This window comes from Eleftheria terrae, assembly GCF_030419005.1.
Lineage (GTDB): Bacteria > Pseudomonadota > Gammaproteobacteria > Burkholderiales > Burkholderiaceae_C > Caldimonas > Caldimonas terrae.
Window position 1 is genome coordinate 2,697,662 of record NZ_CP106951.1, and the last position, 21,444, is coordinate 2,719,105.

Below are 21,444 nucleotides of genomic sequence, written 5' to 3' on the forward strand. Positions count from 1 at the left end.
GCACTCTCGACGGCACGAGGAGGGGATACCGGGATCGGACTCGGGCGGCGACACCTCGTCACTGTCTGCCGGCCCTGCACCGTCACATTGTGCCGGCCCGGCGCCAGGCGCCCCCGGACCATGGTCCGGCCCGGGTGGATGCGTTCCTGCCGCCCCGTCGCGGCGGCAACGGCTCTGCAGTCACAGCAATTCCGGTACCCGAGGCAGGCGCCGGCCCACGGGTAAGGCAGCCCCCTGCGCCAGCCCGGAAGCTCCCCCTCCGCGGCGGCGCCCGGCCGCGGGCCGGCCCTGCGCCATTCCACCGTGGAATACCGCTTATTCGCCCGCTGCGCTTCCGGCCTGCCTGGGCCGACCCGACGATACGCCAGCCTTCTTTCACTGCTAAATGAAAAGGAACACAGGTGTACAAGCGCTTCCACTTTGCCCCTGCCGCCTCGCCCAGCCTGCCTGCAGGCCGGCGGCGCCTGTCCACCGCTGCCCGTGCACTGCGGGCTCTTGCATTGCGCGGCGCCGCCCTGGCGGCGGCCGCCCTGCTGGGCACCGCGGTGGCCGCCCAGCCACGCGCGGCGCAGGCCGGCACGGTGGCCTACCGCGGCTCGGTGCTGCACTTCCTCGACGACCCGGCTCGCAGCGCCCGCGCCTATGAGTACCACGAGGACGGCGTGCTGCTGGTGCGCGACGGCAAGGTGCTGGCCGTCGGGCCGGCGGCCGAGCTGCTGCGCAGCCACCGGCCGGACCGGGTGGTGGACCACGGCGGCCGCCTGATCCTGCCCGGCTTCATCGACACGCACGTGCACTATCCGCAGACGCAGATGATCGGCTCCTTCGGCGAGGAGCTGCTGAAGTGGCTCGACACCTACACCTTCCCCACCGAAGGGCAGTTCAAGGACCCGGCCCATGCCGCCCGGGTGGCCCGTACCTTCGTCGACGAGCTGCTGCGCAACGGCACCACCACCGCGCTGGTGTTCGGCACGGTGCATCCGCAGTCGGTGGACGCGCTGTTCTCGCAGGCGCGCTCGCACAACCTGCGGCTGGTGGCCGGCAAAGTGATGATGGACCGCAATGCGCCGGACTACCTGCTCGACACGGCCGAGTCGTCCTATGCCGAGTCGAAGGCGCTGATCCAGAAGTGGCACGGCCAGGGCCGGTTGCTGTATGCGGTGACGCCGCGCTTCGCCCCCACCTCCACGCCGGCCCAGCTGCAGGCCGCGGGGCGCCTGCTGCAGGAGTACCCGGACGTCTACATGCACACCCATGTCTCGGAAAACCGCGGCGAGGTGGCCTGGGTGAAGTCGCTGTTCCCGGACGCCAGCGGCTACCTCGACGTCTACAACCGCTTCGGCCTGTCGCGCAAGCGCTCGGTCTACGCGCACGGCGTGCACCTGCAGGACCAGGAGTTCGCCTCGTTGGCAGCCAGCGGCGCCGCCATCGCCTTCTGCCCGACCTCCAACCTCTTCCTCGGCAGCGGGCTGTTCGACCTGCAGAAAGCCGAGCAGCACCAGGTCGCCGTGGGCCTGGGCACCGATGTGGGCGGCGGCACCAGCTTCTCGCTGCTGCGCACGATGGGCGAGGCCTACAAGGTGACGCAGCTGCACAAGGCCTTCACCGACACGCCGGAGGCCCGCCGCCCGCTGACGCCCCTCAAGAGCTACTACCTGGCCACGCTCGGTGGTGCGCGGGCACTGGGGCTGGAGGACCGCATCGGCAGCTTCCGCGCCGGCAACGAGGCCGACTTCATCGTGCTGGACCCGAACGCCACGCCGCTGATGCGCTTCCGCATGGAACGGGCCAAGACGCTGGAAGACCGGTTGTTCGTGTTGCAGACGCTGGGGGACGACCGCAACGTCGAAGCCACCTACGTCATGGGGCGGCGCTGGAGCGCTCCGGAATCGCGGCAGCAGCATCGGCAGGCGCAAGTGCACCCGCATTGAGGCCGCGGCCCGGCGCCGGGGCCAGCCCCGGCGTCAGCTCGGATTGAAGAAAGCGCACCAGCGCGGCCACTTTGGCCGGCAGCAGCCGGGGCGATGGAAACACCGCATGCACCGGCTGCGGTGGCGGCCGCCAGCCGGGCAGCACCCGGCGCAGCGTGCCGTCGCGCCAGCCGGCCTCGGCCAGGCAGTCGGGCAGCAGCGCATAGCCCATGCCCGCCTGCGCGGCGGCCAGCACCGCATAGAGGTCGTTGCTGCGCAGCACGGCCCGCACCGGCACCGCCTGCTGGCGCCCGCCGGCATCCGCCAGGCGCCAGATGTCGTCGCCCTGCACGCTGCTGTAGACGATGCAGGGGCGGCTGCCCAGCTCGCGCGGCGACAGCAGCGGCGGCCCCTGCTGCAGCAGGGCCGGCGCCGCCAGCACCGACCAGGGGTTCCAACCCAGCGGGCGGGCGCCGAGTGCCGAATCGTGCAGGCGGCCGAGCCGCACGGCGACGTCCACGCCCTGCTCCACCAGGTCCACGTAGCGGTCTTCCAGCCGCAGGTCGAGCCGCAGCTGCGGATGCTGCTGCATGAACCGCAGCAGCCGCGGCATCAGCACCTGGCGGCCAAAGGCCACCGAGGCGCTGACACGCAGGCTGCCGCTCAGGCCGGTCTGCAGCAGGGTGGCCAGGTTGTGGGCCTCGTCCAGCTGGCGCTGGATGAGCTTGCATTGCTCGTAGTAGGCCAGCCCCACTTCGGTGGGCGTGACACCGCGGGTGCTGCGGTGCAGCAGGCGCGCCTGCAGCTGGGCCTCCAGCGCCGCCACATGCTTGGTGGCGGTAGGCTGGGTCAGCCCGAGGTCGGCCGACGCCCGCGAGAGGCTGCGCGTCTCGACGACGCGGATGAACAGCTGCATGCCCAGCATGCGGTCCATGGCCGGCCTAGGGGTTCAGGGCCAGGCGGGCGGACCTTGCCGGCCGCGTCGCTGCAGCCGCCTCCGCCTGCTGCAGCAGCTGCGCCACCACCGACACCGCGATGACCTCCGGCTCCTTGCCGGCAATGCCCGGCACGCCGATGGGACACGTCAGGCGCGCCAGGGCTGCGGCCGGCACGCCGCGCGCCTCGAAGCGATGCAGGAAGCGGGCGCGCTTCGTCCTGGAGCCGATGAGGCCCAGGTAGCCGAAGTCGCCACGCCGCAGCACCGCCTCGGTGATGCGGGCATCGAGGTCGTGGCTGTGCGTCAGCACCAGGTAGAAGCCGCCCGGCGGCGCCAGCGCAACCTCGCCTTCGACCGCCTCCACACACACCGCCTCCACATGCGGCGGCAGCGGCCCGGCGGGAAATTCCGCTTCGCGCTCGTCGATCCACTGCACCCGGCAGTCCAGCCCCGCCAGCAGCGCGACGATGGCCCGGCCGACATGGCCAGCGCCATAGAGCTGCAGGTGGAAGCGCGGCGGCGGCAGCGCCCAGCCGTCCAGCAGCGGCCGCGCCAGCCGGGCCAGGCGCAGCGTCACCGCGCCACCACAGCACTGGCCCAGCGCCGGGCCGAGCGGGAAGTGCCGCTCCAGCGGCTCGGGCAGGCCGCCCTGCAGGCAGGCGCGCGCCAGCTCGATGGCCTGCAGCTCGAGGTGGCCGCCGCCGATGGTGCCGGCCACCGCGCCTGCAGCCACCAGCATGCGCGTGCCGGCCTCGCGCGGCACCGAGCCGCGGGTGGCCACCACCTCCACCACCACGGCCGGCAGGCCGGCCGCCAGCCACTGTTCGGCGGTGCTGCGCAGAGCGGTGCTCATCGGGCGGCCTCCGGGCTCATGCGGCTGCGTCCAGCGCGGCATGCACCGCATCGATGGCATCCAGCACCGCCTCGGCAGTGGCCGGCGCGCGCAGCGGCGGGCAGACCCGGTGGCCGCCCACTGCCGACACCGCGTCGCGGATGGCGAGGAAGACCGAGAACGGCAGCAGGAGCGGCGGTTCGCCCACCGCCTTGGAGCGGTGGATGCTGTCCTCGGCATTGCAGTTGTCGAACAGCCGCACGTCAAACACCGGCGGGCAGTCGTTGGCGGTGGGGATCTTGTAGGTGCTGGGCGCGTGGGTGCTCAGCCGGCCGGTGGACGGATGCCACACCAGCTCCTCCGTCGTCAGCCAGCCCATGCCCTGGATGAAGGCCCCCTCGACCTGGCCGATGTCGATGGCCGGGTTGATCGAGCGCCCCACGTCGTGCAGCACGTCCGCCCGCAGCAGCTTGGACTCGCCAGTCAGCGTGTCGATCACCACCTCGCTCACCGCCGCGCCGTAGGCGTAGTAGTAGAAGGGCCGGCCCTGCAGCGTGTCGGGGTTCCAGTAGAGCCCCGGCGTGGCATAGAAGCCGTCGGACCACAGCTGCACGCGGGCCTCGTAGGCGCTGCGCGCGAGCACGCAGAAGTCGACCACCTGGCCGCCGGCGTGCACCTCGTTGTGCAGGAAGCGCACCTCCGCTGGCGCCACGCCGTATCGCTGGGCCGCATGCTGGGCCAGCCGTTCGCGCACGGTGCGGGCGGCCGCCTGCGCGGCCTTGCCGTTCAGGTCGCTGCCGGTGGAGGCGGCGGTGGCCGAGGTGTTGGCCACCTTGCTGGTGTCGGTGGCGCTCACGCGCACCCGGTCCAGGCTCAGGCCCAGCTCGTGCGCCACCACCTGGGCCACCTTGGTGTTCAGGCCCTGGCCCATCTCGGTGCCGCCATGGTTCACCAGCACGCTGCCGTCGTTGTAGACGTGCACCAGCGCGCCGGCCTGGTTCAGGTGCGGCACGTTGAAGGAGATGCCGAACTTCACGGGCGTGAGCGCCAGGCCCTTCTTGAGCACCGGGCTGGTGGCGTTGAAGGCGTCGATGGCCGCGCGCCGGCCGGCATAGTCGGCCCGCTCGGCAAGTTCGGCCACCAGGCGGTGGATGACGTTGTCCTCCACCGTCTGGCCGTAGGGCGTGACGTTGCGCTCGCCCACGCCGTAGAAGTTGGCACGGCGCACCTCCAGCGCGTCCTTGCCCAGGCGGCGGGCCACCGAGTCGAGGATGTACTCGATGGCGATCGCCCCCTGCGGGCCGCCAAAGCCGCGGAAGGCGGTGTTGCTCTGCGTGTTGGTGCGGGCGCTGTAGCCGTGCAGGGCCACGTCGGGCAACCAGTAGGCATTGTCGAAGTGGCACAGCGCGCGCGTCATCACCGCCGACGAGAGGTCGGCCGAATAGCCGGCCCGCGACACCATGTCGATCTCCGCGCCCAGCACCCGGCCCTCCTCGTCGAAGCCCACCTCGTACTCGTAGTGGAAGCAGTGGCGGCGGCCGGTGATCATGAAGTCGTCGTCGCGGTCCGGCCGCAGCTTGACCGGCCGGCGCAGGCGCGCCGCGGCCACCGCGGCAATGCAGGCGAACACGGCCGACTGCGACTCCTTGCCACCAAAGCCGCCCCCCATGCGGCGACACTCCACCAGCACATGGTGGGAGGACAGGCCCAGTGCGTGCGCCACCAGCAGCTGCATCTCGCTGGGATGCTGGGTGGAGCAGTGGATGCGCAGGCCCTGGTTCTCGGTGGGGATGGCGTAGGAGATCTGGCCTTCGAGGTAGAACTGCTCCTGCCCGCCCACCTGCAGCCGGCCTTTCAGCCGGTGCGGCGCGGCCGCGATGGCGGCCCGCGCATCGCCGCGCACCAGGTGCTTGGGCGGCACCACGTACTGCCCGGCCGCATGCGCCGCCTCGGGCGTCAGCAGCGCCGGCAGCGGCTCGATCTGCAGCACCTGGCGGGCCAGCGCGGCGGCGCGACGCGCGGCATCGCGGTCGGTCGCGATCACGGCGAACACGGGCTGCCCGAGGTAGTGCACCTCGCCGTCAGCCAGGATGGGGTCGTCATGCACCACCGGCCCGCAGTTGTTCTCGCCCGGGATGTCGGCCGCGGTCAGCACCGCCACCACGCCGGGGCAGCGCCGCAGCGCCTGCAAGTCGATGCCCAGCAGCCGGCCATGCGCCACCGGCGACAGGCCCAGCGCCGCATGCAGGGTGCCGGCCAGCTCGGGCAGGTCGTCGGTGTAGGGGGCGGCGCCGCTCACGTGCAGCTGGGCCGACTCGTGCGGCAGGGCCCAGGCCACCACACCGGCCGGTGCAGCCGCCTCGGGGCGGGTGTCGGGCGGCGGCTGCCGCAGGAAGGCTTCGACTTGCTGGTTCACGGCTGGCTCCCGGCGGCGGCGGCGGTGGACACGGAGGTGGCGGAGGGGGAGGCAGACACAGGCAGGGGCGCCTGCGGCACGCGGTCGTGCGGCATCACACTCCACACGCGGGTCTGCGAAGGCGGCAGCGGATCGGCTTCACGGGTCTCCAGCCAGAGCCGCCAGAGCAGATTCTGGGCGGTGCGCAGCCGGTAGGCGGCGCTGGCCCGCATGTCGCTCAGCGGAGTGAAGTCCTGCGCCAGGGCCGCCATGGCGGCGCGTACGGCGGGCTCGCCCCAGGGCTGGCCCTGCAGCGCGGCCTCCGCGCCGGCCGCCCGGCGCACGATGGCGGCCATGCCGCCGTAGGCCAGGCGGGCCTCCGCCACCCGGCCCTGCTGCAGCGTGAGCGCGAAGGCGCCGCACAGCGCCGAGATGTCGGAATCGAAGCGCTTGGAGAGCTTGTAGACCCGCACCTGAGTGGCCGGCCCCGGGAGGGGCACGTCCATCGCCTCCAGGAACTCGCCGCGCTCCAGCGCGTTCTTCATGTAGTCGAGATAGAAGGCCTCCAGCGGCAGCCGGCGCTGGTGTTCGCCGCGGCGCAACACCACCTGCGCGCCCAGCGCCATCAGCACCGGTGCACCGTCGCCGATGGGCGAGCCGTTGGCGATGTTGCCGCCCAGCGTGCCGGCATGGCGGATCGGCGGCGAGGCGAAGCGCAGCCACACCTCCTGCAGGCTCGGCACCGCGGTGGCCAGCGCCGACCAGGCGTCCTCCAGCGGCGCGGCGGCGCCCAGGCGCAGCCAGGCGCGGCCCGGGTCGCCTTCGTGCCGCTCGATGCGGCGCAGCGCGTCGACCTCGCCGACATGGATCAGGTCGCCGACGTCGCGGAACTGCTTGTTCACCCACAGGCCGATGTCGGTGCTGCCGGCCAGCAGGCGGGCGTCCGGGTGCTGCTCGCGCAGGGTGGCGAGAGCCTGCACGCTGCGCGGCGCCCAGTAGTGGTCGATGCGCGGCTCGGCCTGCGCGCGCCGGTTGAGGCTGGCGTAGGCAAAGTCCTCGCCGCCCGCCTCGGCCTGCAGCTGGCGCAACGCCTGTTCGATGGGCCGCGTGTCGAGCCGCACCGGCGGCAGCTCGAACATGCGCTGGCCGGCATCGAGGATGGGGCGGTAGCCGGTGCAGCGGCACAGGTTGCCAGCCAGGTCGTCGGCAATCTGCTGGCGGCTCGGCCGGGTGCCCGCCGTGCAGTGTCGCTCGTAGGTGGCGGTAAGCGACATCGCAAAGCCCGGCGTGCAGAAGCCGCACTGCGAGCCGTGGCATTCCACCAGCGCCTGCTGCACCGGATGCAGCGTGCCGCCAGCGATGCGCTGCAGGTCTTCCACCGTCAGCAGGGCCTTGCCGTCCAGCGTGGGCAGGAACTGGATGCAGGCGTTCACCGGCCGCAGCGACAGGCCGCCGACGAGGGTCGCGGCGGCCGACGGCGTGCCGATGGCCTGCGCGCGGTCGGCCAGCTCGGCCACGATGACGGTGCAGGCGCCGCAATCGCCCTCGGCGCAGCCTTCCTTGGTGCCGGTGCAGCGCGCATCGCTGCGCAGCCAGTTCAGCACGGTGTGGGTGGTGGCGACGTCATCGACGCTGACGATGTCGCCGCGCTCGTGATGAAAAAAGCGGATCGGACGAGTGTGCATGGGGCAGGCCGTGGGGGAATGCCTCAACAGTACTCTTCAGCGGCCGTTGTGGCATACGCCTTCGTTCATGTCTGATATAAACGGCGCCCCATGTCCAAGCGCGCCCCCTTCGACAAGATCGAGCTGCAACTGGTGCGGGTGCTGCACACCCTGCTCAGCGAGGGCAGCGTCTCGCGGGCGGCCGTGCAGCTGCAGACCAGCCAGCCCGCCATCAGCGCCCAGCTGCGCCGCCTGCGCGAGTTGATCGGCGACCCGCTGCTGGTGCGCTCCGGCCACGGCATGGTGCCCACCGCGGTGGCCCTGCAGCTGCGCGAGCCGGCCGCCGCCCTGCTGCACCACGCCGACACCCTGTTCGGCGCGCGCGCGGAGGGCCTGGCCTTTGATGCGGCCAGCAGCCGGCTGACCTTCCGCATTGCCGCCAGCGACTACCTGGACCCGCTGTTCCTGCCCGAGCTGGTGGTGCGCCTGCGCGAGGCGGCGCCCGAGGTGACGCTGGAGATCCTGCCGCTCAGCGGCGACTTCGACTACCGGCGCGCGCTGGCCCGCGGCGAGGTGGACCTGGTGGTGGGCAACTGGCTGGCGCCGCCCGGCGAGCTGCACCTGGGACGGCTGCTGAGCGACGAGATCGTCTGCCTGGTGGCGGCCGACCATCCGGCCGCCCGCAGCCCCAGGACCTGGACCGCCGAGCGCTACCTGGCCAGCGCCCATGTGGCACCTACGCCCCTGAGCGCCGGCACGCCGGGCGTCATCGACGACTACCTGGCCACCCAGGGCATGACCCGCCCCATCGCCGTGCGCAGCCCCGGCTTCGGCCTGATCCCGCCGATGGTGGCCCGCTCCCGGCTGGTGCTGACCACCGGGCGGCTGTTCTGCAGCCGCTACCTCGACACGCTGCCGGTGCGCATCGTGCGCTGCCCGGTGGAGTTCCCGCCCCTCACCTACTACCAGCTGTGGCACGACCTGAGCCACCGCTCGGCCGCCGGCGTGTGGCTGCGCGGCCAGGTGCGCGAGACGGCCAAGCGGCTGGCCGGGCGCGGGGTGTGAGGCGCGCGCTGCGGTGCCTGCCTGCCGCTTCCCCGGGGCGGCCGGCGGCTCCCGCGTGCTCAGGCCGAACGCAAGGCCACCGGCCGCATCCAGTAGTCCGGCATCGCATAGGCCGCCTTCAGGTGCGCGATGAACAGCCGGATCTTGGCCGGCTGGTAGCGCTGCTGCGGGAAGATGGCGGTGATGTCGTAGTCCGGCGAGGCGTATTCGTCGAGCACGGTCACCAGAGAGCCTTCCGCCAGCTCACGCTGGATCTCCCAGGTCGAGCGCCATGACAGCCCCAGCCCCTCGACACACCAGCGGTGCAGCAGCTCGCCGTCGTTGCAGTCCAGGTGGCCGCGCACACGCACCGTCACGTCGCGCCCGTCCTTGTGGAAGAACCAGCCGCGCTGCTGCCCGCCCTGCAGGTTGAAGGCCAGGCACTGGTGGCGGGCCAGGTCGTCCAGCGTCTGCGGCCGGCCGTGGCGCTGCAGGTAGCGCGGCGAGGCGCACACCACCCGCTGGTTGGGCGCGAGCTTCACCGCCACCATGTTCGGGTCCACCGCGCCACCGATGCGGATGCCCAGGTGATAGCCCTCGCGCACCAGGTCCACCACCCGGTCCGTGAGGTTGAAGGACAGGCTCACGCCCGGGTGCTCGGCCAGGAAGCTGCTGGCATGCGCGGCCACATGCTTGCGCCCGAAGGCCGCCGGCGCCGAGACCGCCAGGTGCCCGGTGGCCTGCTGGCTGACGTCCTGGATGCTGTGCTCGGCCAGCTCCAGGTCCTGCAGCAGCCGCTTGCACTCCTCGGCGAACAGCACGCCCTGCTCGGTCAGCCGCAGGTGGCGGGTGGAACGGTGCACCAGCTTCACGCCCAGGCGCTGCTCCAGCTCGTTGATGCGCCGCGCAATGATGGTGGCGCTCACATGCTCGCGCTGCGCCGCACCCGAAAAACTGCCCTCCTCGGTGACCGCCAGGAAGGTTTCCATCTGCTTGAGTCTGTCCATCAGTTCAAACAATAAGTTGGGTATGAACGGACTTTTTGTCCAATTCTCCTAGGCAATTGTTTTAAATACGATGGGCTCCGGTCAAGTTCACCTGGAGCCCTCGATGGCAAAAATGCGTGCGGTCGATGCCGCGGTGCTGGTCCTGGAACGTGAGGGGGTCTCGCAGGCCTTCGGTGTCCCGGGCGCCGCGATCAACCCCCTGTACTCGGCGCTGCGGCAGCGCGGCAGCATCTCCCACATCCTGGCGCGCCATGTCGAAGGCGCCTCGCACATGGCCGAGGGCTACACCCGGGCGCGCGCCGGCAACATCGGCGTGTGCATCGGCACCTCGGGGCCGGCCGGCACCGACATGATCACCGGCCTCTACTCGGCCAGCGCCGACTCCATTCCCATCCTCTGCATCACCGGCCAGGCGCCGCGCGCCCGGCTCTACAAGGAGGACTTCCAGGCGGTGGACATCGAGTCCATCGCCAAGCCGGTCACCAAGTGGGCGGTGACGGTGCGCGAGCCGGCCCTGGTGCCACAGGTCTTCCAGCAGGCCTTCCACCTGATGCGCTCGGGCCGTCCCGGCCCGGTGCTGGTGGACCTGCCGGTCGACGTGCAACTGGCCGAGATCGAGTTCGACATCGAGGCCTACGAACCGCTGCCGGTCTACAAGCCGCAAGCCACGCGGGCGCAGGTCGACAAGGTGCTGGACCTGCTGGCGAGTGCCGAGCGGCCCCTGATCGTCGCCGGCGGCGGCATCGTCAATGCCGACGCTTCGCGCCTGCTGGTGCAGTTCGCCGAACTCACCGGCGTGCCGGTGGTGCCCACGCTGATGGGCTGGGGCACGATTCCCGACGACCATCCGCTGATGGCCGGCATGGCGGGCCTGCAAACCAGCCATCGCTATGGCAATGCCACCATGCTCGCGTCCGACTTCGTGCTGGGCATCGGCAACCGCTGGGCCAACCGCCACACCGGCTCGGTGGAGGTCTACACCCGCGGCCGGCGCTTCGTGCACATCGACATCGAGCCGACCCAGATCGGCCGCGTCTTCGGGCCCACGCTGGGCATCGTCTCCGACGCCGGTGCGGCCCTGGCCCTGCTGGTGGAGGGCGCGCGCGAGCGCCGTGCCGCCCAGGCGCTGCCCGACTGGAGCGCCTGGGAAGCCGAGTGCGCCGAGCGCAAGCGGTCGCTGCAGCGGCGCACCCACTTCGACAACGTGCCGATCAAGCCGCAGCGGGTGTACGAGGAGATGAACCGCGTCTTCGGCCGCGACACCCGCTACGTCACCGCCATCGGCCTGTCGCAGATCGCAGCCGCGCAGTTCCTGCATGTCTACGAGCCGCGCCACTGGATCAACTGCGGCCAGGCCGGCCCGCTGGGCTGGACCATTCCGGCCGCGCTCGGCGTGGTGGCGGCCGACCCGAGCAAGCCGGTGGTGGGCATCTCGGGCGACTACGACTTCCAGTTCCTGATCGAGGAGCTGGCGGTGGGCGCGCAGTTCCAGCTGCCGTATGTGCATGTGCTGGTGAACAACTCCTACCTGGGCCTGATCCGCCAGGCGCAGCGCGGCTTCGACATGGACTACTGCGTGCAGCTGGCCTTCGACAACATCAACTCGCCCGAGCTGCAGGGCTATGGCGTCGACCATGTGGCCGTGGTCCAGGGCCTGGGCTGCAAGGCCCTGCGGGTGACCGATCCGGGCAAGCTGGCCGGCTCGCTGCGCGAGGCCCAGCAGCTGGCATTGAAACACCGGGTGCCGGTGGTGGTGGAGGTGATCCTGGAGCGGGTCACCAACATCGCGATGGGCACCGACATCGATGCCGTCCACGAATTCGAGCCGCTGGCCGAGACCGCCTTCGACGCGCCCACCGCCGTCTCGCTGCTCGACTGAACCGCCGCCATCCGCACCACCAGGACCCGCCATGCCCAAGCTTGCCGCCAACCTGACGATGCTCTTCACCGAGCTGCCCTTTCTCGACCGCTTCGAGGCCGCCGCCCAGGCCGGCTTCAGCGCGGTGGAGTTCCTCTTTCCCTACCCCTGGCCCGCAGCCGAGATCCACGCCCGGCTGGAGGCGCACGACCTGCAGCTGGTGCTGCACAACCTGCCGGCCGGCGACTGGGACGCCGGCGAGCGCGGCATCGCCTGCCTGCCCGGGCGCGAGGCCGAGTTCCGCGACGGCGTGCAGCGCGCGCTGGCCTATGCCGACGCACTGCAGGTGCCGCAGCTCAACTGCCTGGTGGGCATCCGCCCGCCGGCGGTGAGCGAGGCCGACGCGCAGGCCACGCTGGTGCAGAACCTGCGCTTTGCTGCCGCCGCCCTGCAGGCGGCGGGCCGACGCCTGCTGGTCGAGCCCATCAACACCTACGACATCCCCGGCTTCCACCTGTCCACCACCCGGCAGGCGCTGGCCCTGTTCGAGCAGGTGGGCAGTGACAACCTCTACCTGCAATACGACATCTATCACATGCAGCGCATGGAAGGCGAGCTGACCGCCACCCTGCAGCGCCTGCTGCCGCGCATCTCGCATGTGCAGCTGGCCGACAACCCAGGCCGCCACGAGCCGGGCACCGGCGAGATCCACTGGCCCCACCTGTTCCAGGCCCTCGACACGCTGGGCTACCGCGGCTGGGTGGGCTGCGAATACAAGCCGCGCAATGGCACCACCGCCGGCCTGGGCTGGCGCCGCGGGCTCGGGCTGTGAGCGGCCGGGCCCGACTTTCTCCCCTCTTCAAGGATTCGTGAACATGAGCAACAAGATCGGTTTCATCGGACTCGGCATCATGGGCGCGCCGATGGCGGCCCACCTGCAGCGCGGCGGCTACAAGCTCTTCCTGCACGACCGCGGCAACCCGCCGGCGGCGCTGGTCGAAGGCGGCGCCACCGTCTGCACCAATGCCGCGGAAGTGGCCAAGCGGGCCGACATCGTCATCCTCATGGTGCCCGACACGCCCCACGTGGAAGACGTGCTGTTCGGCGAGCACGGCGTGGCCCGCGGCCTGAGCGGCGGCAAGCTGGTGATCGACATGAGCTCGATTTCGCCGATTGCCACCAAGGACTTCGCGCGCCGCATCAATGCGCTGGACTGCCTCTACCTGGACGCACCGGTGTCCGGCGGCGAAGTGGGCGCCAAGGCGGCCTCGCTCACCATCATGGTGGGCGGCCCGGCCAAGGCCTTCGAGACGGCCCGCCCGCTGTTCGAGCTGATGGGCAAGAACATCACCCATGTCGGCGCCAACGGCGACGGCCAGACCACCAAGGTGGCCAACCAGATCATCGTCGCGCTCAACCTGCAGGCGGTGGCCGAGGCGCTGCTGTTCGCCAGCAAGGCCGGCGCCGACCCGGCCAAGGTGCGCCAGGCGCTGATGGGCGGCTTCGCGTCCTCGCGCATCCTGGAGGTGCATGCCGAGCGCATGGTCAAGCGCACCTTCGAGCCGGGCTTCCGCATCGAGCTGCACCAGAAGGACCTGAACCTCGCCCTGCAGGGCGCCAAGGCGCTCGGCGTGGCGCTGCCCAACACCGCGGTGGTGCAGGAGCTGATGAACACCTGCGCGGCCAACGGCCTGTCGGGGGCCGACCACTCGGCCCTGTGCCGCGCGATCGAGCTGATGTCGGCCCACCAGATCGCCCCCAACCCGAACGCGAGCTGACGCATGGCTGCCACCCCCTCCCTGCCGCAAGCGGCACAGTCGCCGCCGCAGTTGCTGGCGGCCCTGTTCGATGCCGCCGTGCAGGCGGCCAGCCCGGCCCGCTGCCTGGGCCGCCACCTGGGCGAACCGCCGCGGCGCGGCCGGGTGGTGGTGGTCGGCGCCGGCAAGGCCGCGGCCGCCATGGCCGCGGCGGTCGAGGCGCACTGGCCGGCGCAGCCGCTGTCGGGCCTGGTCGTCACCCGCTACGGGCACGGCGCGCCCTGCCATCGCATCGAGGTGGTGGAGGCCGGCCACCCGGTGCCCGACGCGGCCGGCGAGCAGGCGGCGCAGCGCATCCAGGCGCTGGTCAGCGGCCTCGGCGCGGACGACCTGGTGCTGTGCCTGATCTCCGGCGGCGGCTCCTCGCTGCTGAGTGCGCCGGCCCCCGGCATCAGCCTGGAAGACAAGCGTGCGGTGAACCGGGCGCTGCTGCGCAGCGGCGCCTCCATCGGCGAGATGAACTGCGTGCGCAAGCACCTGTCGGCCCTCAAGGGCGGGCGACTGGCACTGGCCTGCCATCCAGCCCGGGTGCTGACGCTGGTGATCTCCGACGTGCCGGGCGACGATCCCTCGGTGGTGGCCAGCGGCCCCACCCTGCCCGATGCCAGCACCGCTGCCGAGGCGCTGGCCGTGCTGCAGCGGTACGGCATCGACGTGCCGCCAGCGGTGCTCGCCCACCTGCGCGACCCCGAGAACGAAACCCCCAAGCCGGGTGACCCGCGGCTTGCGCGCAACGAGGTCCGCGTGATTGCCACCGCCGCGCAATCGCTCGACGCGGCCGCGGCGGCGGCACGCTCGATGGGCATCGCCGCGCATGTGCTGTGCGACGACCTGGAGGGCGAGGCGCGCGAGGTGGCCAAGGCCCATGCGGCCCTCGCACGCCAGGTGGCGCGCCACGACCGGCCGTTTCCCCGCCCCTGCCTGCTGCTGTCGGGCGGCGAGACCACCGTGACGGTGCGCGGCCGCGGGCGCGGCGGGCGCAATGCCGAATACCTGCTCGGACTGGCCCTGGCGCTGCAGGGCGAGCCGCGCGTCTGGGCGCTGGCCGCGGACACCGACGGCATCGACGGCTCCGAGGACAACGCCGGCGCCTGGTGCGGCCCCGACTTCCTGCAGCGCTGCGCCGAGCTCGGGCTGCAGCCGCTGGCTGCACAGGCCGACAACGATGCCTGGAGCGTCTTCTCCGCCTGCGGCCAGCTGCTGGTCACCGGCCCCACCCGCACCAATGTCAACGACTTCCGCGCGCTGCTCGTCTACTGAGCGCGCCCAGCCCACCATGCACAGACTCCGCCAGGCGAAGATCGTCGCCACCCTGGGCCCCGCCAGCAGCGAGGCGGCCACCATCCGGGCGATGTTCGACGCTGGCGTCGATGTCTTCCGCCTCAACTTCAGCCACGGCAGCCACGAGGACCACCGCCGCCGCTACGAGCAGGTGCGCAGCGTCGAGCGCCAGCGCAGCCGGCCCATCGCGGTGCTGGCCGACCTGCAGGGCCCCAAGCTGAGGGTCGGCCGCTTCGAGGGAGGCAGTGTGGAACTGCTGGCCGGGCAGGACTTCCTGCTCGACCGCGACCCTGCGCCCGGTGACGGCCGCCGGGTGCAGCTGCCGCATCCCGAGCTGTTTGCCGCTGCCACGCCAGGCCAGGCATTGCTGCTGGACGACGGCCGCCTGCGGCTGGTGGTGCGCCACAACGACGGCGAGCGGCTGCACACCCGCGTGGCAGTGGGCGGCCGCCTGTCCGACCGCAAGGGCGTCAACCTGCCGGACGCCGCCATCCCCATTCCCGCACTGACGCCCAAGGACCGCGAGGACCTGGCTTTCGCCCTGGCGCTGGGGGTGGACTGGGTGGCGCTGTCCTTCGTGCAGCGCGCCGCCGACCTGGTGGAAGCGCGCGAGCTGGTGGGCCCGCGGGCCTGGCTGCTGGCCAAGATCGAGAAGCCGGCGGCGCTGGCCGAGTTGCCGCAGATCGTGCAGCAGGCCGACGCGGTGATGGTGGCGCGCGGTGACCTCGGCGTGGAGATGCCGCCCGAGGCGGTGCCCGGCATCCAGCGCAGCGTGGTGCGGCTGTGCCGCCGCCAGGGCAAGCCGGTGATCGTGGCGACGCAGATGCTCGAATCGATGGTCAGCGCCCCGGTGCCCACCCGGGCCGAGGCTTCCGACGTGGCCAACGCCATCTATGAAGGCGCCGACGCGGTGATGCTGTCGGCCGAGTCGGCCTCGGGCCGGCACCCGGTGGAGGCGGTGGCGATGATGGACCGCATCCTGCGCCAGGTGGAGGCCGATCCCGACTTCACCACCACGCTGGCGACGGCCCGCGCCGCGCCAGAGTCGAACGAGGCCGACGCGCTGTGCGCGGCGCTGCGCGAGACCACCGGCGTGCTGAAGGCGCGCGCCAGCGTGGCCTTCACCACCTCCGGCCACACGGCCCTGCGCGCCGCGCGCGAGCGGCCGGCGGTGCCCATCCTCAGCCTGGCGCCAAGCGAGGCGATCGCCCGCCGCCTGGCGCTGGCCTGGGGCGTGCATTCGGTGCGCTGCCAGGAGGTGCCGGGCAGCGACGAGCTGGTGGCCCTGGCCGGCCGCCACCTGCTGGGCGAGGGGCTGGCGGCGCCGGGCGACCTGTTCACGCTGGTGGCCGGCCTGCCCTTCGGCCAGGCGGGGTCGACCAACCTGTTGCGGGTTGCGCGGGTGTAGCGCACTCCGCACTCGGCGGCACCGTGCCGGGTCGATCAGGCCAGTGGCCACAACGGCGCCCGCCGCCGGATGGGAGCCGCCGGAGGCTGGAGCCGTGGACCGGCGCTGCCCAGGCGGGCCACCTCGCGGTGTTGCCGGTCCTTCAGCCCGGCGTTGCCAGCCAGCAGAGGTGCTGCGGGGTGGGCTTGCCGGACCCGCGCCCCAGGATGACCACGACTGCCGCCTGCGCGTGCGCGCACCGAGCATCGCCAGGCCGGCCAGCAACAGGGCGTATGTCCCTGGCTCGGGGATGGGGCTGAGAGGGTCGGCGGAGGCTTGCACATAGGCCTGGAAGCCGAGCACCATGGGCTCATCGGAGTGGTTCTCGATGGGTGCTTCCATGAAGCGTTGCTCCGTCCGCGTTTCGCCAGGCCGGCTTGCGGACAGCCATTGCCAGGTCTCGCGGGGTACGACGCCCCAGAAGCCGAAGTGGACGTAGGCCAGCGTGTTGTCGCAGCCCCGGCCGACGCCCTCGGCGCAATGGATGCTGAGCTGCGCGAATCCCGACATCGTGAGCGACACATGCGGGGCCAGCATGATCTGCTGCCAGCCTTGCCCGTGCTCGATCCCACCGCCGCCGGTATAGGCCGTGACGTCGACCCGCTTGCCCGGCGTGTGGCTGGCGGCCTCGGCGATCAGGAACCCGGGGCCCACCTGCGCATGGCCATCGTCCTGCGAGATCGACAGCTCACTGAAGCCGCCTTCCACGCTCTTCTCGTGGCCCGGCGGCCCGTCGGCCGTGTTGCTCACCGCCACCACCGTCTGCGCTGGCATGACGAAGCCGAAGCCGGCCTCGGTACCGTCGCGGGGCCTCAGGTCCTTCGAGGTGAACTGGAGGTGGGTCAGGCTCGCGTAGCTGGTGCTGGTGCTGGTGCTGGTGCTGGTGGGGGTGCTGGTGCTGGTGGGGGTGCTGGTGGGGGTGGCGTGGACCGCGGGCGCGAGCGCCAGAGCGAGCACGATGGTCAGTGGCTTGTTCATCTTGTTGTCTCTGGAGGGATGTTTCGCTGTGCGCCAGGCAGGCGGCAATCGCAGCGGGACGTTCAAGCTCCGCAGGCACCCTACTCAGGACCGCTTGTCGCCGTCTTGAGGCACCCTGTTAAACCTGCGACGGGCGGCCACTGCCTTGAGCGGTCGCACCAGCACCAGCACTCGCCCGGGCGTCAAACAGCCGGCAAGGCGGACGGTCACAGGCCTTCATCGGGATGCCGCGGTCCTGCAGGAGGGCGGCTGCCGACGAATGCGAACCCGCCCCGGCAAACACCGCCCGGCAGGCGGCGCTCACCGTCTCGGCGATGGAGCCGCCGGCCGGACCGTGCAGCCGGGTCGATGGGCAGGGGTCAGTGGCTTGCATATGGCGGCATCGCGACCGCAACCCTTGTCTCCCCTACAGAGGTTGCGCCGCACGCCGCGCCGAGCGGCATGACCAGCCCGCCCCTTTGGCTCCCGGGGCGGCGCTGAAGGCTTTCCTTGTGAAGCAAGCCGTTCCGTGTTGCATGATCCCGCCCCTCGTCGCCAGCCTCGGTCTAAGAGCGGCTAACAAAACTCAGCGCAGCGGTTCTGGCTAGGCGCGCCGCCGCAGACAGTACGACCGGTACGGCAAGGCGGCGCAACGACGCCAGAAGAGTTTTGTTAGCCGCTCTAAGATGTGGAAACCATCGGTGCTGAGCCAGGAGCCTGCATGCTCGTGATCCGGAACGTCCCCGCGCCCGAGGCCGGCCTCTACCGCGGCCTTTGTGATCTGCTGACCGACTGCGTGCATGGCGGTGCTTCGGTCGGCTTCCTCGCCCCGGTGGCGTCAGGCACCGCCGAGCGCTACTGGGACCAGGTGTTCGCCGCCCTCGGCCCCGGCCTGCAGCTGTGGGTGGCGCAGCGCAGCGGCCGGGTGGCCGGGGCGGTGCAGCTGGCGCCCTGCAGCAAGGAAAACGGACGCCACCGCGCCGAGGTGCAGAAGCTGCTGGTGCTGCGCACCGAACGCCGGCAAGGGGTGGCCTCGCAACTGCTCGCCGCCGTGGAGCGGCAGGCGTGCAGCGAAGGCCTCCGCCTGCTCGTGCTCGACACGCTGCGCGGCTCCGAGGCCGAAGCGCTGTACCTGCGGCAGGGCTGGCAGCGCGCCGGCGAAATCCCCGACTACGCGGCGGCGCCGGACGGCAGCCTGCATCCCACCGTCTACTACTTCAAGCGACTGCCGGCCGCCATGGCACCCGGGCAGGCGCCTTGAGGCCTTGCGGGCCAGGCCCCGCGGGCGCCTCCCTCAGGCCAGCAAGTCGTACAAGGCCCGCGCAACCACCCGCGTGGCGCGCTTGAGGTCGTCCAGCACCAGCCGCTCGTCGGCCCGCTTGGCATGCGACTCCAGCACCGTGCGCGGTCCCGCGCCGTAGATCACGGCCGGAATGCCACGCTCGCAGAACAGGCGCACATCGGTGTACAGCGGCGTGCCCATGGCCGGAATGGGCTCGCCAAACACCACCTCGCCATGCGCCTGCAGCGCCTGCACCAGCGGCGCATTGCCGGGCAGCGGCTGCATCGCACGGGCCAGCAGCAGGCGGCGCACCTCGACGGTGACACCGGGCAGGCGGGCGGCGGTCTCCTCAATCAGGCGCTGCAGCTGGGCCTCGACCTCGGCCGGGCGTTCCTCCGGAATCATGCGGCGGTCGAGCTTGAACGACACCTTGCCGGGCACCACGTTGGTGTTGGTGCCACCGGCGATGGTGCCGACGTTGAGGTAGGGATGCCGGATGCCCGGCACCTGCGAGACGATGCCGTGGTAGCGCTCGTTCTCGCGGTACAGCGCATTCAACAGCTGCACTGCCGCCTGCAGCGCATCGACGCCGGTGTGCGGGATGGCGGCGTGCGCCATCTTGCCGTGCACCGTCACCTCCATCTGCAGGCAGCCATTGTGCGCCGTCACCACCTCGTAGCTGAAGCCGGCGGCGATCAGCAGGTCGGGCCGGATCAGGCCCTGCTCCAGCAGCCAGCCGGGGCCCAGCTCACCGCCGAATTCCTCGTCGTAGGTGAAGTACAGCTCCACGCCGCCCTTCAGCGGCCGGCCCAGCGCCTGCAGCGCCCGCAGCGCGAAGGTGAAGGTGGCGAAGTCGCTCTTGCTCACCGCGGCGGCCCGGCCGTAGAGGCGGCCGTCCTCGATCTCGGCGCCGTAGGGGTCGCGCGTCCAGCCCTCGCCGGGCGGTACCACGTCGCCATGCGCGTTGAGCCCGATGGTGGGACCGGCCTCGCCGAAGCGATGCCGCACCACCAGGTTGGTGATGCTCTGCAGGCCGGCGGCCTCCACCCGCGCGGTGGGCACCGGGTGGTGCTCGGCCTGCAGGCCGAAGCCGCGCAGCAGCTCGGCGGTGCGCTCGGCATGCGGCGCGTTGTTGCCGGGCGGCGTGTCGGTGGGCACCTGCACCAGCGCCTGCAGGTAGCGCACCTGTTCGTCGAAATGCGCCTCGATCCAGGCGTCCAGCGCCTGGTGGGGGGTGGTCGTCATGAAGGGTCTCCTGAGAGTGAGTCGAGCAGGTCCAGGAAGGCCCGCACGCACAGGTCGGCGTCGTCGCTGGTGATGCTTTCCAGCGGGTTGTGGCTGATGCCGGCATTGCCGCCACGCACAAACAGCATGGCCTGCGGCAGCAGCTCGTGCAGCTTCATCGCGTCGTGGCCGGCGCCGCTGGGCAGCCGGTGCACCGGCAGGCCCAGCCGCTCCACCGCGGCCGCCCAGCGCGCACTCAGCGCCGCATCGCACGGTGCGGCCGCCACCCGCATCGTCTGCTGCAGGCTGTATTGCAGGCCGCGGCGCTCGCAGATGCGCGCCAGCTGGGCCCGCACGTCCTCGTCGAGCCGGTCGCGCTGGGCGTCTGACGGCGCACGCAAGTCCAGGCTGAAGCTGCAGCGGCCCGGCACCACGTTCACCGAGCCATTGGGCACCTGCAGCATGCCAATGGTGGCCACCGAGTCGCCGTCGGCCGCGGCCCGCGCCTCCATCCACACCGACAGCTCGGCCACCGCGGCCGCCGCATCGCGCCGCAGGTGCATCGGCGTGGTGCCGGCGTGGCTGGCCACCCCCACCACCTCGCCGCGCAGCCGCACGCTGGCATTGATGGAGCTGACCACGCCCAGCGGCAGGTCCAGGCCGTCGAGCACCGGGCCCTGCTCGATGTGCAGTTCGACGAAGCCCCGGTAGTCCTCACGCCGCCGGGCCAGCGCGGGGATGGCCGCCGGGTCCAGCCCGGCCGTGGCCAGGGCCTCGCGCATCGTGACGCCGGCCGCATCCACCTGCGACAGCCAGCCCATGTCGAAGTTGCCCACCACCGCGCTGGAGCCGAGGAAGGTGGCCGCGAAGCGCTGGCCCTCCTCTTCCGCGAAGCCGATCACCTCGAGCGTGCAGGGCAGGCGGCGTCCGGTCCGCGCCAGGTGCTGTACCGCCGCTATCGGCACCAGCACGCCGAGGCGGCCGTCGTACCTGCCGGCATTGCGCACCGTGTCGTAGTGCGAGCCGGTCATCAGCGCGGGCAACCCCGGCTGCTCGCCAAGGTAGCGGCCCACCACGTTGCCGACGGCATCGACCGCCACCTCGTCGAAGCCGGCGTCCTGCATCCAGGCGCACAGCTGGCGCGCGCAGGCACGGTGGGCCTCGGTGAGGTAGGTCACCGTCAGTTCACCGGGCGCGCTGCCGGCATCGCTGTGGCGGGCCAGCGCCTCGGCCCAGTCCCACACTTGCTCGCCCAGCACCGGCCGCTGGCCGAACTTGTCGTTGAGCCGCAGCTCGGCAATGCGGTCGATGTTGCGCAAGCATTCCTGGAACTCGAAGTCCGCATGCCCCTGCAGGCGCCGCTCGAAGGTCTCGATGATCTCGCGGCGGCTGAGGCCCCGGCCGCGCGGGCCGCGCACCGCCAGGATGAAAGGCCAGCCGAAGCGCTCGTTGTAGCGGGTGTTGAGCTGCTGCAGCCGCGCGAACTCCTCGGGTGTGCAGGCGGTCAGGCCGGCGGCGGACTGCTCCTGGGTCGATTCGGCCGTCAGCGACCTCGCCACCATGGCCTTGCCGGCCAGCTCCGGGTGGGCCCGCAGCAGGCGCAGCTGCGCCTCGCGGCCAGCCTCGCGCACGGCACGCGCCAGCGTGTACTTCAGGTGGGCCAGGCTGCGGAAGGGCCGCATCGCGGCGGCCGCCCGCGCCACCCAGGGCGAGTGTTCGTAGACGCCGTCCAGCGCGGCGGCAACGTCGTCGTCCGACGCGCGGTTGAGTTGTTCCAGGGTGTGCATGT

The 21,444-nt window shown here is 71.7% G+C and carries 16 protein-coding genes and 1 pseudogene; 9 read left to right on the forward strand and 8 right to left on the reverse strand.

Features of this window, described 5'->3' with window-relative positions; all coding sequences use genetic code 11:
* Positions 1-545 precede the first annotated feature (545 nt).
* Positions 546-1,931: a guanine deaminase gene (guaD, locus tag N7L95_RS11845; protein WP_301260132.1), complete on the forward strand. Its 1,386-nt coding sequence runs from the start codon at positions 546-548 to the stop codon at positions 1,929-1,931.
* Here guaD and N7L95_RS11850 read toward each other — a convergent pair.
* From N7L95_RS11850 to xdhA, 4 genes are read right to left on the reverse strand one after another with little or no spacing between them, the layout of a single operon-like run.
* Positions 1,861-2,844 carry a LysR family transcriptional regulator gene (locus N7L95_RS11850; protein ID WP_301260011.1) on the reverse strand — a complete coding sequence of 328 codons (984 nt, stop codon included), beginning with the start codon at positions 2,842-2,844 and terminating at the stop codon, positions 1,861-1,863. The two genes, guaD and N7L95_RS11850, sit on opposite strands and share 71 nt — an antisense overlap.
* Before the next feature lie 7 nt (positions 2,845-2,851).
* Entirely contained in the window at positions 2,852-3,700 is an 849-nt protein-coding gene (xdhC, locus tag N7L95_RS11855) for a xanthine dehydrogenase accessory protein XdhC (RefSeq protein ID WP_301260012.1), read from the reverse strand.
* Between the two features lie 16 nt (positions 3,701-3,716).
* Positions 3,717-6,095: a xanthine dehydrogenase molybdopterin binding subunit gene (xdhB, locus tag N7L95_RS11860; protein ID WP_435870081.1), complete on the reverse strand. Its 2,379-nt coding sequence runs from the start codon at positions 6,093-6,095 to the stop codon at positions 3,717-3,719.
* Positions 6,092-7,759 carry a xanthine dehydrogenase small subunit gene (gene xdhA / locus N7L95_RS11865; protein ID WP_301260013.1) on the reverse strand — a complete coding sequence of 556 codons (1,668 nt, stop codon included), beginning with the start codon at positions 7,757-7,759 and terminating at the stop codon, positions 6,092-6,094. The genes xdhB and xdhA overlap by 4 nt, the downstream gene beginning before the upstream one ends.
* A 90-nt stretch (positions 7,760-7,849) precedes the next feature.
* On the opposite strand from xdhA, the gene N7L95_RS11870 reads away from it, so the two are divergent.
* The gene (locus tag N7L95_RS11870; RefSeq protein WP_301260014.1) at positions 7,850-8,803 is read left to right on the forward strand and encodes a LysR family transcriptional regulator; all 954 of its coding nucleotides are present in this window, start codon (positions 7,850-7,852) and stop codon (positions 8,801-8,803) included.
* A gap of 59 nt (positions 8,804-8,862) precedes the next feature.
* On the opposite strand, the gene N7L95_RS11875 is transcribed toward N7L95_RS11870, so the two are convergent.
* Positions 8,863-9,789, reverse strand: a complete 927-nt coding sequence (locus N7L95_RS11875; RefSeq protein WP_301260015.1) for a LysR family transcriptional regulator — start codon at positions 9,787-9,789, stop codon at positions 8,863-8,865.
* A gap of 103 nt (positions 9,790-9,892) precedes the next feature.
* Here N7L95_RS11875 and gcl point away from each other — a divergent pair, with 103 nt between their 5' ends.
* The 5 genes from gcl to pyk are packed head-to-tail and all read left to right on the forward strand — an operon-like array spanning position 9,893 to position 16,153.
* Positions 9,893-11,668 (forward strand): glyoxylate carboligase, encoded by a 1,776-nt coding sequence (gcl, locus tag N7L95_RS11880; RefSeq protein WP_301260016.1) that lies wholly within the window; start codon positions 9,893-9,895, stop codon positions 11,666-11,668.
* A gap of 31 nt (positions 11,669-11,699) precedes the next feature.
* The gene (gene hyi, locus N7L95_RS11885; RefSeq protein ID WP_301260017.1) at positions 11,700-12,479 is read left to right on the forward strand and encodes a hydroxypyruvate isomerase; all 780 of its coding nucleotides are present in this window, start codon (positions 11,700-11,702) and stop codon (positions 12,477-12,479) included.
* Between the two features lie 43 nt (positions 12,480-12,522).
* Positions 12,523-13,425, forward strand: coding sequence for a 2-hydroxy-3-oxopropionate reductase (locus tag N7L95_RS11890; RefSeq protein WP_301260018.1), 903 nt, complete (start codon positions 12,523-12,525; stop codon positions 13,423-13,425).
* A gap of 3 nt (positions 13,426-13,428) precedes the next feature.
* Complete coding sequence (locus N7L95_RS11895; protein ID WP_301260019.1) at positions 13,429-14,724, forward strand: glycerate kinase type-2 family protein; 1,296 nt, start codon at positions 13,429-13,431, stop codon at positions 14,722-14,724.
* Positions 14,725-14,740: 16 nt separating this feature from the next.
* Positions 14,741-16,153, forward strand: coding sequence for a pyruvate kinase (pyk, locus tag N7L95_RS11900; protein ID WP_301260020.1), 1,413 nt, complete (start codon positions 14,741-14,743; stop codon positions 16,151-16,153).
* Positions 16,154-16,399: 246 nt separating this feature from the next.
* On the opposite strand, the pseudogene N7L95_RS29585 reads toward pyk, so the two are convergent.
* A pseudogene (locus N7L95_RS29585) lies at positions 16,400-16,966 on the reverse strand (hypothetical protein); the annotation flags it as partial.
* A gap of 85 nt (positions 16,967-17,051) precedes the next feature.
* Here N7L95_RS29585 and N7L95_RS11905 point away from each other — a divergent pair.
* Positions 17,052-17,279, forward strand: a complete 228-nt coding sequence (locus N7L95_RS11905) for a hypothetical protein (RefSeq protein WP_301260021.1) — start codon at positions 17,052-17,054, stop codon at positions 17,277-17,279.
* 591 nt (positions 17,280-17,870) lie between these two features.
* Positions 17,871-18,410 (forward strand): GNAT family N-acetyltransferase, encoded by a 540-nt coding sequence (locus tag N7L95_RS11910; RefSeq protein WP_301260022.1) that lies wholly within the window; start codon positions 17,871-17,873, stop codon positions 18,408-18,410.
* Between the two features lie 33 nt (positions 18,411-18,443).
* Here the strand turns inward: N7L95_RS11910 and N7L95_RS11915 are convergent, their stop codons facing one another.
* Both N7L95_RS11915 and uraD read right to left on the reverse strand, forming a co-directional pair.
* On the reverse strand, positions 18,444-19,676 hold the full coding sequence (locus tag N7L95_RS11915; RefSeq protein ID WP_301260023.1) for a M20 family metallopeptidase: 1,233 nt from the start codon (positions 19,674-19,676) through the stop codon (positions 18,444-18,446).
* Positions 19,673-21,442 carry a 2-oxo-4-hydroxy-4-carboxy-5-ureidoimidazoline decarboxylase gene (gene uraD, locus N7L95_RS11920; RefSeq protein WP_301260024.1) on the reverse strand — a complete coding sequence of 590 codons (1,770 nt, stop codon included), beginning with the start codon at positions 21,440-21,442 and terminating at the stop codon, positions 19,673-19,675. Before uraD ends, N7L95_RS11915 begins: the two co-directional genes overlap by 4 nt.
* Between the last annotated feature and the right edge of the window lie 2 nt (positions 21,443-21,444).